Here is a 13,768-nt window from a genome sequence, read left to right on the forward strand (position 1 = left end):
CAACTGGATGACGCGGACCTTCTCGCCACCGATCTCACCGAGATAGACTTGGCCCGYCGCGATCCCCTTCCCGTTCGGAATTCCAATCGACGACACCGGCCCGCTGAGGCCGGTGACGAAGCCGACGAGTATCTCGGCTTGGACGGCCTGAGGGGCGGCAAGAAGCAATGCAGTGGAGGCCAGCAGGCTCTTGATCAAGTTCATGGCACCTGTCTTTCGTGAGGACTTCTTGTTCCGATAGGCAAGCGCCATGGATTCGGTTCAGGTCGACGAGACCAGCGCGATGACGCGAAGCGGACTGCCGGAGCCGTTCTGGATCTTCAGCGGCGAGGCCACGATGACGGCCCCGGTGGCCGGAAGCTGATCCAGGTTGCACAGGCATTGCAGGCCGTAGCGACCAGCACCGTGCAGGAAGTGATGCGCGGGATAAGGCGGCTCGAAATGCCCGGCCTGCCCCGCATCCGTGCCGATGGTCTCGGTGCCAAACCCGATGATGCCGCGCTTTTCCACCAGCCACTTCATGACATCAGGGTTCGGGCCCGGCGTGTGCGCGCCGTCGTCCCCGAGATTGGAGTAGTCGCGCCAGCCCTTCTTCGACCAGTCGGTCCTGAGCAGCACCCAATTCCGCTCGGGGATCCGGCCGTGCTTGGCTTCCCAGGCTTCGACGAGCGGAACGGTCAGCAGGAAATCGGGATCCTGGGCCGCCTGCGCGGAGCAATCGATGACGCAGGCCGGCGCGATCATGTCCTTGGCCGGCATCGTGTCAACGGCATTGTTCGGCAGGTTCTTGCCGGTGAACCAGTGAATCGGCGCATCGAAATGCGTGCCGGTGTGTTCGCCAAACGTAATGTTATTCCAGTACCAGGCCGGGCCGCGACCGTCGTATCGCGAGATTTCCTGGATGCGGACCGGCGCCGCCTGGCCGAACTCCGGCGGCAGCACGATGACCGGAAAGTCCGGACTGAGCGTGAAGGTCAGATCGACGACGCGCACCGCGCCGGAAGAAATCGCACCCGCCAGCTCCAGGAGATTGTTGCCTTGCATCGTCACGTCCTCCGGCTTGGTTGAAATCTCGATGTCACCTGTCGAGCTCGCGCTCGAGCGCTTTCGGATTGGCCGCCAGACGCTGCCGGATCTCCTCGGCGACATCCCCGACATACATCTCCTCGAGCCCGCCTTTGAGCCCCGACACGATCGCCTGCGCGATGGCGCGCGGCGCGACCTTCGGCGGCGGCACGGTCTGGAACCATTCGGTGTCGACGGGCCCGGTGAACAGATTCATCACCCTGACGCCGCCGGGCCTGAGCTCGGCACGAAGGCAGTGCGAGAGCGACAGGCACGCCGCTTGCGAGGCCGAGTAGGCGCCAAAGGCAGGCCAGTTCGACAGCGCATAGACCGAGAGAATGTTGACCCACGCCGCACTGTTGTTGATGCCATCGGCACCCCGCATCCGCATGGCGGGGCCAAAGGCCTGCGCGAGGTTGATGAAGCCGAGATAGGCCTGGTCGATCTCGTCCCGTGCGATGCTCGTGCCCCTGCGGTCGAGCAGGCCGCCCGGCCGCACATATTCCGTCGTATTGACGAGGATATCGACCTTGCCGCCGATGTCGGCGGCGAGATCGGCCGCGGATTTCTCGTCGGCCGCGTCGAGGGTCACCATCTCGATCCCGTCCTGGCCGCGCAGCAGCTTCTCGCCGGCGAAAGGCCGCCACGGCTCGGCAACGCCGACGAAGACCGTCCTGGCGCCCGCGGCCATCAAGGCGGCGGCGGCTTCCTGGCCGATCACGCTGCGGCCGTTGGTCACGAGCACGCGCCGGAATTTCGGATCGGCCGTCATTTCCCGCCACTGCTTGTCGTCTGCCATGTTGGGAATCTCCCCCTCGGGATGAGCAAAGGCCACCGCCTGGCCGCTCTTGTCGAGCTGAAGCGACATGCGAACCGGTGCGCCCTCCACGCAGTCGGCATGGAGATGTGCGACGATCGTCGGACCGCAGTCCATCCTGACGAGGCCGATGCGCCAGGGCGCCCGTTCGCGGAAATAGACGTCGCTCGGCACGCGCGCCGTGGTCTCGGAAAGAAGCATGCCCCGGCGCGGCGCATCGACGAAGGTGAGGCCGGACGACAGGCATGACGGACATGCCTCCCGCGCCGGATAGGCAAAGGCGCCGCAAGCCTCGCAGCGTTGCAGCATGAAGCGGCCCTCGGCGGCTGCCCGCGTGAACCCATGCGACGTCCTGCTGCGCGGCCAAGGCGGCGACGCAGGCAGCCGCGTCCGCAGCAGCGGGTTCTTGCGCCGGGGCGGCTTGATCGGCTCTATCATCGCGACGGCCCTGCAAAGATCGCGGCGCCCGAGGCGAGACCGCGATCGTAGTTGATCATACCGAACCCCGAGGCCAAGGCGAGGCTCGCATTCCTGACCTGGGTGGGGCCTGCAGTCCCCAGAACCTGCCGCAGACCTTCGACGAGGCCGAGATAGGCGCCGGCAGCGCCGGCCTGCCCGGCCGAGAGTTGTCCGCCCGAGGTGTTGTGCGGAAAGTCACCGTCGATGGTGAGATCGTGCTGGCGCACGAACTCGGCCCCCTCCCCCTTCTTGCAGAAGCCGAGGTCCTCGAACTGCATCATCGTGATGACGGGATAGTCGTCGTAGGTCTGGACCACATCGAGATCGTCAGGCTTCACGCCGGCCATCGCATAGAGCTCGCCGATATCCATCGCCCAGCCGCCGCGCACCTGCATGGGGTCGTCGGCAAAGGCGTTGTGCCGCTCGATCGTCGACAGCAGTCGCGCCGCAGGCAGCCCCAGCGATGCCGCGGTGTCTTCGCGCATGACGAGGAACGCTTCCGCGCCGGCGCAGGGCATCACGCAGTCGAAGAGATGAATAGGATCGGAGATCGGCCGGGCCGCGAGATACTGTTCGAGCGTCAACGGCGCCTTCATCAATGCGTGCGGATTGCGCAGCGCATTGGCGCGCTGTGCGACCGCGATCCGACCGACATCCTCCCGCGTGACGCCGAAGGTGCGCATATAGTTGCGCGCAATCAGCGCGAAGCTCGAATTGGCGCCACCCGCGCCGTAGGGATAGACGGCATCCTGGTTGAAACGCGAGAAATTCTCGAGCGTCAGCCGGAAGGAATCGACGTGGTTGGTGTCACCCGCCACGCAGGCCACGATGTCTGCGTCATGAGCCTGAACCGCGCGCGCCGCCTTTCGCAATCCGGCGACGGCGCTGGCGCCACCGAGCGGAATCGTATCAAGCCATCGCACGCAGAGCCCGAAATGCTGCGTCAACCCGATCCCACTGTCGGTGCCCATGGTGAAGCTGGAGACGCACAGGCCGTCGATGTCGGAGGCCTTGATGCCGGCCTGCGCGACGAGCGCGCTGAGCGCACGGCCGATCCACCACTGCGCGCTTTCGATGGAGTAGCGCACATAGGGAATCGTGACGGGAGCCGCAATCACGACGCCGTCGTACGGTGTGCGTAAGGAATTGGTCACCGACCGCCCGCCTCGTTCATCCGCCTCAGACCACCGTCAGCTTCACGGCAATATTGCCGCGGGTTGCGTTCGAATAGGGGCAACGCTCGTGCGCGCCGGCGACGACCTCTTCGGCCACTGATTTCTCGACACCGGGCAGATTGACCTTCAGCTCGACAGCGAGCGCATATCCGACCGGAACCGGCCCCATCGCGACCTTCGCGGTCACGGAGGGCTCGGCGGCTGGCGCAACCTTGCGGGTGCGCGCGACGAGCTTGACCGCACCGAGAAAGCACGCGGCATAGCCGGCCGCGAAGAGCTGCTCGGGATTGGTGCCTTCGCCGCCGGGGCCCCCCATCGATTTCGGCAAGGACAGCGACRCCGACAAGAGACCGTCGGCGCTGGCAGCCTTGCCATCCCGACCTCCGGTCGCCGTCACCTCGGTCTCGTACAGGATCTTCTCGGGAACCATCATGATTTATTCTCCAGGACTAGCGGCTGTTGCGGGCTAGCAGCGCGCGGAAATCGTCGCGCGCCTGGGCGCTGGCCCGCTTGAAGCTCGGCCCTCTGCTGGGCTCGGTGCCATTGAGCTTCCGGAGCTGCACCCACATCTCGGCACTCTTCAGCGCCACGGCCGCACAGTTGACCACCGGCGCGTGGCCGATCTTCAGGCCATGCTCCCTGCCGATCAGGAGACCCGGCAGCACGCCGGCCGGAATCACGACATCCGCGCCGCGCTCGACCAGCGGACGTGCGCAGGCGACAAAATCCTCGATCATGCGGGCTTGCGCGGCATCGTCTCCGGCGAACGCATCGGCGAAATCCTCCGGCCTGCAGCCAAGACCGGTCACGTGGACCACGCGGCCGCCGAGGCCGTAACGCTCGGCCTGCTCGTAGTGCCAGACCTCGAAGACAGGATCGAGCGTGACAAGGCCTAATCGCCGGCCCAGCTGCGAGGCCGCCAGCAACGTCGCCTCGCCGGTCCCGATCACGGGAATGTCGAGCGCCGAGCGCAGCTCGTAGAGTCCGGGATCCTGGAAATGCCCCATCACGAAGGCGTCGAACCCGTCCTCCTCGGCCGCGAGGCCGTTGTCGATCGCCTGGACGGCGCAGCGCAATTCCGCGAGCCGCCCGAACTCCCGGTCCGGTGGCGTAATGCCCTCGACATGAACCGTCGTGCCCGATGCAGCGATGTTGTTGAGGTATTCCGACAGCCGCGCCATGTAGGGCGCGTTCACGCTCGCATCAACGAAGCTCTGCCAGAAGATGCGCATCGTCCTTCTCCTCAAGCGGTGATCGGAGGATCGGTCGTCGGCTGCCGATGAATATATTTCAATCATAAACTAATTCATGCGTCAAATGCGCGCCGCGGCGCCGCCGACGGGCCCCGTCACGGCAGGGCAGGCACGGCCTTTTCGTCCGGCCCAATGGCAAAGTAGCGCCGCGCTCTGACGAAATTGTATGCAACGACATTTTTTTCTGACAGCACCGTGACACGTGTTGACGGCCCCACCGATAATACTTTAGGCTTTAAGTAATTCCTCGCCGGTCAGGGACCGGTGGCCATGACAATGATGTTGCAGGGCACCGATTTTGAGAGACTCGATCGTGTGGACAGTCGCCGTGCTCGGACAGCCGGCAGCAGCAGCACCGCCGGTCGCGCATCGCGGCAGGGCCAACGACCTTTCATCGCTTCAGATAAGGCCCGCCCGCATTCGCCGATGGGCCCGTTGTTCGAGCGGCAAGCAACATCATGGCTGCTGACGCCCGGCCGAGCAGACTCGCGTCGGCCGCGCCCATGATTTGGCGCTGCAGCAATGCTTTCAATCGGTTCGTCCGCCGTTCGGGCCCCCCGCGCGGCGGTATCAAAGCATTCCTATCCAGCATCAACGGAGGAGAACGCAAATGCGCAAGACTCTGAGCCTACTTGCACTTGTCGCCGGCACGCTCGCAGCCCCGGCGGCGCAGGCCGACATCACCATCGGCTTCGTCACCTCGCTCAGCGGCAACGGCTCGTCGATCGGCATCCCCTACGGGCGCGGCATCAACGCCGCCTATGAATACAAGAAGACCATCAACGGCGAGACCGTTCGCCTGATCCAGCTCGACGACGGCTCCGACCCGTCGGCGGCGACCCGCAATGCCCGCAAGCTGGTGGAAGAAGAGAAGGTGGACCTCCTGATCGGCACCGCGACGGCCCCCTCGACCATCGCCATGGCGGCGGTGGCGAGCGAGCTGAAGGTGCCGATGATCGCGGTCTCGCCGATCGGCAAGCTGCCTGATACGCCCGAGCAATGGGTGGTGTCGGTGCCGCAGCCGGCTTCCCTCCTCGTCAAGATCGTCGCCGACCGCATGAAGCGCGACGGCATGAAGAACATCGGCTATATCGGCTTCTCCGACGCGTGGGGCGACCTCGTCTACAACGGCGCCAAGGCCGCCGAAGCCGCCGGCGACATCAAGATCCAGACCAACGAGCGCTATGCCCGCACCGACACCTCGGTCACCGCGCAGATCCTGAAGGTGCTTGCCGCGCGGCCGGACGCGGTGCTGGACGGCGGCTCGGGGACGCAAGGCGCGCTGCCTCTGCTCAGCCTCGCCGAGCGCGGCTTCAAGGGCAACACCTACGGCACGRTGGCGCTGGTCAATCCGGATTTCGTCAATGTCGGCGGCAAGGCGGCCGACGGCATCCAGGTCTCCGCGGGTCCCGTGATCGTCGCCGAGCAGCTTCCCGACGAGCACTTCSCCAAGAAGATCGCGCTCGACTTCCGCGCGGTCTACCAGAAGACCCATAACATCCCGACCACCGACGGCTTCTCGGCCTACTCCTTCGACGCCTGGCTGATCTTCGCCAACGCCGCCGAGCGCGCGCTCAAGACTGCGAAACCCGGAACGGCGGAATTCCGCACGGCGCTGCGGGACGCGATCCTCAGCACCAAGGAGCTGCCGGGCGTGCATGCCGTCTACAACTTCAAGCCCGGTGCGGTGACCGGTGTCGACGAGCGCGCGCGCGTCGTGGTGCGCCTGACCGGGGGCGCCTGGAAGTACGCGCCGTAGTCGGAAGGCGGCAGACAGTCAAAACGGGGGAACGGCGTCTCAATGACGAGTGACATCGCAGCCATTCTTGCGATCGATGGGATCGCCACCGGCGCAGTCTACGCGCTGGTGGCGATCGGGACCGTCCTCATCTTCACGGTGACACGGGTCATCTTCATTCCCTTCGGCGACATCGCCGCATTCACCGCGCTGACGCTGGCGGCCCTGGATGCGAAGCGGTTTCCGGGCACGGGGGCGCTGGTCGTCATCCTGGCCTGCCTTGCGACCCTGATCGAGATCATCTCGCTCATGCGCGCCGGCGAGCTTCGGCTGCTGCCACGCGCACTCTTCTTCTACCTCGCGCTTCCGCTGGCCGTGGTCGGCCTCGCCTGGCTGACGATGCGCGCCGATCCTCCTCTCGCCGTCAGGCTCGTGCTCGCGCTGATGCTGATCACGCCGATCGCCCCGCTTCTGGACCGGATCGTCTTCCGCCCCATCGCGGACGGAACGGTGCTGTTGCTCCTAACGGTCTCAGTCGCACTGCATTTCGCGCTGGTCGGCCTCGGCCTGCTCTTCTTCGGGCCTGAAGGCGTCAGAACCGAACCGCTGACGTCGCTCTCGACCGAGTTCGCCGGTGTGCTGGTCTCGGGCCAGACCATGCTGATCGTGATCGCAGCGCTCGTCTTCAGCGGCCTGCTCTATCTCTTCTTCGACTTCACGCTGGTCGGAAAATCGCTGCGCGCCACCGCCGTGAACCGGACCGGCTCCCGCCTGATGGGAATACGGCCCGCCCGCGCCGGCACGATCGCCTATCTGCTGGGCTCGCTGATGGCCGGCGTATCCGGCATCCTGATCGCGCCTGTGAACACCGTGTTCTACGATTCCGGCTTCCTGATCGGCCTCAAGGCCTTCGTCGGCGCCATCGTCGGCGGCATGACCAGCTATCCCGGCGCGGCGATCGGCGCCGTCGGCGTCGGCATCCTCGAGAGCTTCGCATCCTTCGAGAGCAGCGCGCTGAAGGACGTCATCGTGTTCTCGCTTCTGATCCCGATCCTGATCTGGCGTTCCCTCGCCTCGCTGCATTCCGAGGAGGAGATCGAGGAATGACGCGCTTCCAAATTCAGCTCGTGGCAATGGTGGCGCTGGCGTGCCTGGCGGTGGCCCCCTTCGTTCTCAGCCCCTTCAGCATCACGCTGATGAACTACATCGGCATCTATTCGCTGGTCGCCATTGGCCTTGCCCTGCTCACGGGCGTCGGCGGCATCGTATCGTTCGGACAGGCAGCGTTCGTGGGCGTCGCGGCCTATGCGACCGCGTGGGTCTCCGCGCTGAACGGATACTCCCCGTGGCTCGGCCTCCTGTTCGGGGTGGCGCTGACCTGCTGCGTCGCGGCCATCCTCGGCGTCGTCACCTTGCGGCTTCAGGGCCATTTCCTGTCGCTCTCGACCGTCGCATGGGGCCTTGCGATCGGCTTCCTGTTCGGCAATATCGAGGGGCTCGGCCGCTTCAACGGCATCTCGTCGATCCCGCCGATCAGCATCGGATCATTCGCGCTGGTCTCGAGCGCGCAGATCTATTTCCTGATCTGGGGCATCGTCGCCGCCGTCCTCCTGCTCGGGTACAACCTGCTGGACTCCCGGCTCGGCCGTGCGATGCGCGCGCTCCGCGGCGGCAACACGCTGGTCGAGAGCCTCGGCATCAACGCCTTCCGGATCAAGCTCGTCACCTTCGTGATCGCGGCCTTCCTGGCCTCGCTCTCCGGCTGGCTCTACGCCCACATGAGCCGCTTCATCAGCCCCGGTCCGTTCGATGCCGGCATGGGCATCGAATATCTGATGATGTCGATGGTCGGCGGCGCCGGCAGCCTTCTCGGCGGTGTCGTCGGTGCCGCGGTCGTCACCTTGCTCAAGAACAGCGTGCAGGATTATCTGCCGCTGATCGCCAAGGGCGCTTCCGGTCAGCTGGAGATCGTCGCCTTCTCGGCGCTGTTCATCCTGTTCCTGCAATGGGCGCGGCAGGGCATCGTGCCTTTCGCTGCCCGCTTTCTACCGAAGATCAAACGCGAGCGGCCGGAGCCGGCGGCTCCCCTGCCCCGCCGCGCACAACCGGCACCGGGCGAACTACTTTTGAAGGTCGACGGCGCCGAGCGCCGGTTCGGCGGCTTGGTCGCCGTCAACAATGTCAGCTTCGAGGTACGCTCCGGCGAGATCCTTGCCGTCATCGGTCCAAACGGCGCCGGCAAGAGCACGATATTCAACTGCCTGACCGGCGCGCTCCGGGTCAACAAGGGTGAGATCGTCTTCGCGGGACGCCCGATCACGCGCGATCCGCAATCCCGCATCGCCAAGGCCGGGATCGCGCGGACCTTCCAGCATGTGAAGCTGCGGCCGCGCATGAGCTTGCTCGAAAACGTCATGCTCGGCACCTACGCCCGCACGAGCACAGGCCTGTTCGCCAGCGCCTTCCGTCTCAACCAGCGCGAGGAAGCCAGCGCGCGGCACGAGGCGCTGACGCAGCTCGAGCGCGTCGGGCTCGGCGAAAAACCGTTCGAGCTCGCAGGCAACCTGCCGCTCGGCAACCAGCGCATCCTGGAGATCGCGCGTGCGCTCGCCGCAGACCCGGCGCTGCTGGTGCTGGACGAGCCGGCGGCCGGCCTTCGCCGTCAGGAGAAGCTGCGGCTTGCGGAGCTGCTCAGATCGCTGCGGTCGGATCACCTGACCATCCTGATCGTCGAGCACGACATGGAGTTCGTGATGTCGCTGGTCGACCGCATCGTGGTGCTCGATTTCGGATCCAAGCTCTGCGAAGGCGCTCCCGCCGCGATCCGCAGCGACGAGCGGGTTCAAGAGGCCTATCTTGGAGGCGTCGCGTGAGCGAGATGTTTTCCATGACGGACGTGACCGTCTGCTACGACAATGTCGAGGCGGTCCGCAACGTCTCGCTGTCGGTCGAGGAAGGCCAGATCGTCACCGTCATCGGTCCGAACGGCGCCGGCAAGACCACGCTGCTGATGGCCGCCATCGGGCTGCTCGCATCCCGCGGCCGCATGGTGTTTCAGGGCAATGACATCGGGAAGATGTCCGTCGAGGATCGCGTCGAGCGGCGGCTATGCCTCGTCCCGGAAAAGCGCGAGCTGTTCTCCGACATGTCGGTCGCCGACAATCTCCTGCTCGGCTCCTACAGCCTGCGCGACCGCTCGGGCGTCCAGAAGACGCTGGACGAGGTCTATGATCGCTTTCCCCGCCTGAAGGAGCGGCAGCGCCAGGCCGCCGGCACGCTTTCCGGCGGCGAACGCCAGATGCTCGCGCTCGGGCGCGCGCTGATGGCCAAGCCGAAGCTTCTCATGCTGGACGAACCGAGCCTCGGCCTCGCGCCGCTGATCGTGCGCGAGATCTTTCGCACTATCGCGTCGTTGCGCGACCTCGGCGTGTCGATCCTGCTGGTGGAGCAGAACGCCCGCGCCGCGCTGGAGACGGCCGACTACGGCTACGTGCTCGAAACCGGCGAGATCGTGCAGTCCGGCCCCGCCAAGGATCTCATCCACGATCCCAGGCTGATCACGGCCTATCTCGGCGGACACTAGGACCGGGGACCGGCCCTTGCAGGCCGCACAACAAAAAGTCGAAAAACAACCCCATGCACAGTAGCCGGGGACAGTGATATCAATGGCTTAACAGCCCGCGCCATCGATTCTGATTTTTCGAAACATAGTTGACCCGTCGGGCAAAACAGGGGCATGATGCCATCATCGCCGCGCTCACCCTGGTCGTTGGCYGGTTGGGCGCCGTGCTGATCCGGGGGCAACGATGCGCGACACGCGGGACCGCTGGCATCTATCCTCGATGCTCCTGGCGGTCTCCGGCACCCTGTTGGTCGGCGTCGGCATCTACTTCCTGTTCCTCCGCCCTCCATTGCTGCCGGAGGACATCCGGTACATGAGCCTCACCCCGGCCGAATTGCAGTCGGTCGGGCCCAGACTCATGTCATGGCTGACCTACGTCTTTCGTGTGATGGGCGGCTACGTGGCGGCCACGGGAATGCTCGCGCTCACCTTGGCCGCGACGTCCTTCCGCGACCATCGCCCCGTGGCTGCGGTCGGCGCCGGGGTTGCTGGCGGGCTCTCGATCGGGTTGATGGCCGCCGTCAACTTCATGATCCAATCGGATTTCAAATGGGTGCTGCTCGGCATGGCGCTCGTCTGGGGGACGAGCATTGCAACGTTCGTCCGCGAGTCCGCTCTTGCTTCGCGACAGAGCCGGGTACGCAACCCTGACCTACGTCAATAACTGAACGGCCTGTCCAGCCGATGATCATGTCCCTGTCCTTCCTGTCGGTCCATCTCAGTGCGATGCCGTGCAACAATCAACGCCCGCCAGGGAACAAGTGTCCCCCTGTAACAGTTGCCAGCGACAGAACCCGGAGTCGACCTTTGATTTGGACACCGCTGGACGTTCGAGTGTCACAGCGGTGCATTTGAACCGATAGGCGTTCAACGCGAAATCATCGCGAGACTTAAGATCAGCGAAGGATATGCCATTGCGTGTCTTCATCCTCGCATTGTCAGTCTTGGGAATTCTCGTCGGTGCAAATGGCACCGCAGCCGGTCCGAGCACGACCGACCGCGAGCTGATCGCATCCGTCGATCCGACGATCGTTGCCGGCGAGGCAACTCAGGAAACCGAAGATCAGATCGGCCTCAACAAGGAAAAGCGTCGCGACGTGCAGCGCCGGCTGACCGGTCTCGGTTTCGACACCAAGGTCAACGGACGGTTCGACGGGTCGACCCGCGCCGTCATCACGCGCTGGCAGGCGGCACGCGGCTACCCCAGGACAGGCTTCCTAAATCCGCTGCAGCATCAGGCGCTCCTGACCGAATCCGCCTCGGCGGCGCATGCCGGCTTCAGCGGCAGCGACAAATCCGATGACGACCGTCCAACCCGTCGTCGCACGGGTGCTCACCATCAGCACAGCGGGGGCGGTCCCGGCGGACTGATTGGCGGCGTGGTGGGGGGACTGTTCGGACGTAGGTGACCGAGCTGCTCCAGATAGTGCAGGTTTCAGGCGTTCATGTCCTCCTCCGGGCCGGGATAGTGGACGAGGTACCAGCACGGGGCGGTGGTGCCTTCCGGATGCGCCGCGACATCGACGGGAAAGGAGCGCGTCAGCATCGCCTGTTGCGTGACATCCAGTTGAGGCCTGACAATCCTGGCACCCGTCGCGAGGCTGGCAAGGATTCCGCTGCGATCCATCGCCGCCTCGCACGCGCGGCCAGGGCTTCACGTGTGCCGTCCGCTTCGCCCTTCTCGATGTCGTCATCCGTCTGCCCCATGGTGTTGGTGACATGGGCGAGGCAAAGCACTCGCACTTCGGAGGTACGGGCAAATGGTCCAGGGCCGCTGTGGGCTTATTGTCCAGGATCGGGGGAATTGCCATATTCTGAACTAATCGCGGACCCTTGGGCGGAGGAACACGCAATGGAGAGTGAGAGCCGTCAAGCCCATTGGGAAGGCGTCTACACCAAGAAGGGCGAGAACGAAGTAAGCTGGTTTCAGGAAAGACCGGCTCCTTCGCTCGAGTTGATTGCCCGGGTTGGCGCGGCTCGCGCTTCGGCCATCATCGACATCGGTGGGGGCGCTTCACGCCTGGCCGACAATCTCATCGATCGGGGCTTTGAGGATGTAACCGTCCTCGATTTGTCCGGGGCCGCACTCGAGGCCGCGAAAGCCCGCCTTGGGGCCCGCGCCGCACAGGTTCATTGGATCGTCGCGGATGCAACAGCCTGGGAGCCGCCGAAGGCTTACGATATTTGGCACGATCGGGCGGCCTTTCATTTCCTGACCGAGGAGCGTGACCGTGCTGCGTATGTCGCGCGTCTCGGACGGGCCTTGAAAGTCGGAGGGCACGCAATCATTGCCACCTTTGCGCTCGACGGACCTGAACGATGCAGCGGCCTTCCCGTCGTGAGGTACGATGCTGCGAGCCTCGGTCAGACCCTCGGGAGCGCGTTCCAACTCGTTGAGACCCGGCGGCACGCTCATGCGACGCCTTGGGGCACCGATCAATCATTCCAATTCAGTGTGTTCCGCCGCTGCTCCTGAACCGCGACGCCGCGCCTCATCTGGYGATCACTCTGAATTTGTGCGCTGGCGCCCTGCTGTTTAGCTCCCGGTTCTCCAAGCCTTCGGCCTGACCGCCCGCGTCAGCATCGGAAAATGCTTGTTGCCGCCTGCGAAAGGCGGGAACTGGACGAAGTCTGCGCGCATGCGCTTGATCACGTCGGAGCCGAGCGCGTGCGCGAGGGCTTGCGGGCTGTCGAACACCAGCTTGTTGCGCTGCATGTGCTCGACCCGCTGCGACGGCAGCCGGTCGACCCAATCGATGCGGGTGTAGATCTCGATCTGGCGAACATCCGGGAAGGTTCGCATGATCGATGGATGGTGCTCCAGATAGTGCAGGTTCCAGGCGTTCATGTCCTCGGCCGGACCGGGATAGTGGACGAGGTAGCTGCACGGGGCGCTGGCGCCTTCCGGATGCGCCGCGACGTCCACGGGAAAGGAGCGCGTCAGCATCACCTGGTGCGTGACATCCAGACCGGCAAGGCCTGACAAGCCTGCACCCGTCGCGAGGCGGGCAAGGATTCCGCTACGATCCATCGCCGCCTCGCACGCGAACAGGTCTGGAAAGCGCAGTTGAAGCGCAAACACGGGGCCGGAGCCGTCGGCCTTGTAGGGATGATCGACCGACTTCTCCAGCGGCGTGAACAGCAAGCCCTCGGTCATGTCAGGGATCGATCCGACCAGCTCCGCCACGGCGGCAACCTCGTCGGGGTGAATCCGCCATTCGCCTGTGGAAGCGGAGAACGTCATGAAGAGCGAGATCATGCCGGCGTTGCCTCAGCGCCCTCGCCCGCGCTCACGTGCGCCGTGAGCGCGGCGCGAATGTCATCGGGCCATGGGATCGCATGGTGATCCACCAGCGAGGTCGCGGCAAGGACCTGGCGGGCCCGCCAGCGCATGCCATTCACGCCAGCGACGACATGCTCCAGATGGAGCGACGATCCGCCGACCCGGTCGATGCGCAATCCGAACGTCAGGCGATCGCCGAACATCGACGGTCGGGAAAAGTCGCAGGTCAGATGTACCGTGGGCGTTCCGATCTTCCGGACCGTGATCAATTCCGGCCAGGGAAAACCGACCGCCGCCCAGAAGTCTTCGACGACGCCGTTGAGGATGTTCAGGTAGGACGGGAAGTACGCAATGCC

Annotated in this window: 15 protein-coding genes and 1 pseudogene; 7 read left to right on the forward strand and 9 right to left on the reverse strand. The window is 64.9% G+C overall.

Annotated features, from left to right (window positions below; all coding sequences use genetic code 11):
- From AC1D00_RS06815 to AC1D00_RS06840, 6 genes and pseudogenes are all read right to left on the reverse strand, one after another.
- Nucleotides 1–204, reverse strand: a pseudogene (locus AC1D00_RS06815) (ABC transporter substrate-binding protein); the annotation flags it as partial.
- A 57-nt stretch (nucleotides 205–261) separates the two neighbouring features.
- A complete protein-coding gene (locus AC1D00_RS06820; RefSeq protein WP_477010142.1) occupies nucleotides 262–1,044 on the reverse strand; it encodes a cyclase family protein in 783 nt (260 codons plus the stop codon).
- A 34-nt stretch (nucleotides 1,045–1,078) separates the two neighbouring features.
- Nucleotides 1,079–2,320, reverse strand: a complete 1,242-nt coding sequence (locus tag AC1D00_RS06825; protein ID WP_477010132.1) for an SDR family NAD(P)-dependent oxidoreductase — start codon at nucleotides 2,318–2,320, stop codon at nucleotides 1,079–1,081.
- The gene (locus AC1D00_RS06830) at nucleotides 2,317–3,495 is read right to left on the reverse strand and encodes a thiolase family protein (RefSeq protein ID WP_477010133.1); all 1,179 of its coding nucleotides are present in this window, start codon (nucleotides 3,493–3,495) and stop codon (nucleotides 2,317–2,319) included. The genes AC1D00_RS06825 and AC1D00_RS06830 overlap by 4 nt, the downstream gene beginning before the upstream one ends.
- Before the next feature lie 25 nt (nucleotides 3,496–3,520).
- The gene (locus tag AC1D00_RS06835) at nucleotides 3,521–3,949 is read right to left on the reverse strand and encodes an organic hydroperoxide resistance protein (RefSeq protein WP_477010134.1); all 429 of its coding nucleotides are present in this window, start codon (nucleotides 3,947–3,949) and stop codon (nucleotides 3,521–3,523) included.
- A 16-nt stretch (nucleotides 3,950–3,965) separates the two neighbouring features.
- Complete coding sequence (locus AC1D00_RS06840) at nucleotides 3,966–4,748, reverse strand: aspartate/glutamate racemase family protein (RefSeq protein ID WP_477010135.1); 783 nt, start codon at nucleotides 4,746–4,748, stop codon at nucleotides 3,966–3,968.
- 631 nt (nucleotides 4,749–5,379) lie between these two features.
- Between AC1D00_RS06840 and AC1D00_RS06845 the strand changes: the two genes are divergently transcribed.
- The 6 genes from AC1D00_RS06845 (at nucleotide 5,380) to AC1D00_RS06870 (ending at nucleotide 11,538) form a co-directional block, all read left to right on the forward strand.
- Nucleotides 5,380–6,528, forward strand: a complete 1,149-nt coding sequence (locus tag AC1D00_RS06845; protein WP_477010136.1) for an ABC transporter substrate-binding protein — start codon at nucleotides 5,380–5,382, stop codon at nucleotides 6,526–6,528.
- A gap of 42 nt (nucleotides 6,529–6,570) precedes the next feature.
- Entirely contained in the window at nucleotides 6,571–7,614 is a 1,044-nt protein-coding gene (locus AC1D00_RS06850) for a branched-chain amino acid ABC transporter permease (RefSeq protein WP_404554706.1), read from the forward strand.
- The gene (locus AC1D00_RS06855) at nucleotides 7,611–9,380 is read left to right on the forward strand and encodes a branched-chain amino acid ABC transporter ATP-binding protein/permease (protein ID WP_477010137.1); all 1,770 of its coding nucleotides are present in this window, start codon (nucleotides 7,611–7,613) and stop codon (nucleotides 9,378–9,380) included. Before AC1D00_RS06850 ends, AC1D00_RS06855 begins: the two co-directional genes overlap by 4 nt.
- Nucleotides 9,377–10,090 (forward strand): ABC transporter ATP-binding protein, encoded by a 714-nt coding sequence (locus AC1D00_RS06860; RefSeq protein ID WP_092183890.1) that lies wholly within the window; start codon nucleotides 9,377–9,379, stop codon nucleotides 10,088–10,090. Before AC1D00_RS06855 ends, AC1D00_RS06860 begins: the two co-directional genes overlap by 4 nt.
- Nucleotides 10,091–10,313: 223 nt before the next feature.
- Nucleotides 10,314–10,793, forward strand: coding sequence for a hypothetical protein (locus tag AC1D00_RS06865; RefSeq protein WP_477010138.1), 480 nt, complete (start codon nucleotides 10,314–10,316; stop codon nucleotides 10,791–10,793).
- 250 nt (nucleotides 10,794–11,043) lie between these two features.
- Nucleotides 11,044–11,538 carry a peptidoglycan-binding domain-containing protein gene (locus AC1D00_RS06870; RefSeq protein ID WP_477010139.1) on the forward strand — a complete coding sequence of 165 codons (495 nt, stop codon included), beginning with the start codon at nucleotides 11,044–11,046 and terminating at the stop codon, nucleotides 11,536–11,538.
- Nucleotides 11,539–11,564: 26 nt separating this feature from the next.
- Here AC1D00_RS06870 and AC1D00_RS06875 read toward each other — a convergent pair whose 3' ends face one another.
- Nucleotides 11,565–11,756 carry a hypothetical protein gene (locus tag AC1D00_RS06875; RefSeq protein ID WP_404554703.1) on the reverse strand — a complete coding sequence of 64 codons (192 nt, stop codon included), beginning with the start codon at nucleotides 11,754–11,756 and terminating at the stop codon, nucleotides 11,565–11,567.
- Between the two features lie 225 nt (nucleotides 11,757–11,981).
- Here AC1D00_RS06875 and AC1D00_RS06880 point away from each other — a divergent pair, with 225 nt between their 5' ends.
- Entirely contained in the window at nucleotides 11,982–12,605 is a 624-nt protein-coding gene (locus AC1D00_RS06880) for a class I SAM-dependent methyltransferase (RefSeq protein WP_404554702.1), read from the forward strand.
- A gap of 60 nt (nucleotides 12,606–12,665) precedes the next feature.
- On the opposite strand, the gene AC1D00_RS06885 is transcribed toward AC1D00_RS06880, so the two are convergent.
- Both AC1D00_RS06885 and AC1D00_RS06890 read right to left on the reverse strand, forming a co-directional pair.
- Nucleotides 12,666–13,388, reverse strand: a complete 723-nt coding sequence (locus AC1D00_RS06885; RefSeq protein WP_477010140.1) for a hypothetical protein — start codon at nucleotides 13,386–13,388, stop codon at nucleotides 12,666–12,668.
- Nucleotides 13,385–13,768: acyl-CoA thioesterase (locus AC1D00_RS06890; protein WP_477010141.1), on the reverse strand; the 384-nt coding region annotated here is incomplete at its 5' end. The genes AC1D00_RS06885 and AC1D00_RS06890, both read right to left, overlap by 4 nt.

It is taken from the genome of Bradyrhizobium sp. P2_E8, from assembly GCF_056403875.1.

Bases quoted from the DNA above. Each gene is read 5' to 3' on its own strand.
- AC1D00_RS06820 (WP_477010142.1), bottom strand. From the start codon at position 1,044: ATGCAAGGCAACAATCTCCTGGAGCTGGCGGGTGCGATTTCTTCCGGC.
- AC1D00_RS06825 (WP_477010132.1), bottom strand. From the start codon at position 2,320: ATGATAGAGCCGATCAAGCCGCCCCGGCGCAAGAACCCGCTGCTGCGG.
- AC1D00_RS06840 (WP_477010135.1), bottom strand. From the start codon at position 4,748: ATGCGCATCTTCTGGCAGAGCTTCGTTGATGCGAGCGTGAACGCGCCC.
- AC1D00_RS06850 (WP_404554706.1), top strand. From the start codon at position 6,571: ATGACGAGTGACATCGCAGCCATTCTTGCGATCGATGGGATCGCCACC.
- AC1D00_RS06855 (WP_477010137.1), top strand. From the start codon at position 7,611: ATGACGCGCTTCCAAATTCAGCTCGTGGCAATGGTGGCGCTGGCGTGC.
- AC1D00_RS06865 (WP_477010138.1), top strand. From the start codon at position 10,314: ATGCGCGACACGCGGGACCGCTGGCATCTATCCTCGATGCTCCTGGCG.
- AC1D00_RS06875 (WP_404554703.1), bottom strand. From the start codon at position 11,756: ATGGATCGCAGCGGAATCCTTGCCAGCCTCGCGACGGGTGCCAGGATT.
- AC1D00_RS06880 (WP_404554702.1), top strand. From the start codon at position 11,982: ATGGAGAGTGAGAGCCGTCAAGCCCATTGGGAAGGCGTCTACACCAAG.
- AC1D00_RS06885 (WP_477010140.1), bottom strand. From the start codon at position 13,388: ATGATCTCGCTCTTCATGACGTTCTCCGCTTCCACAGGCGAATGGCGG.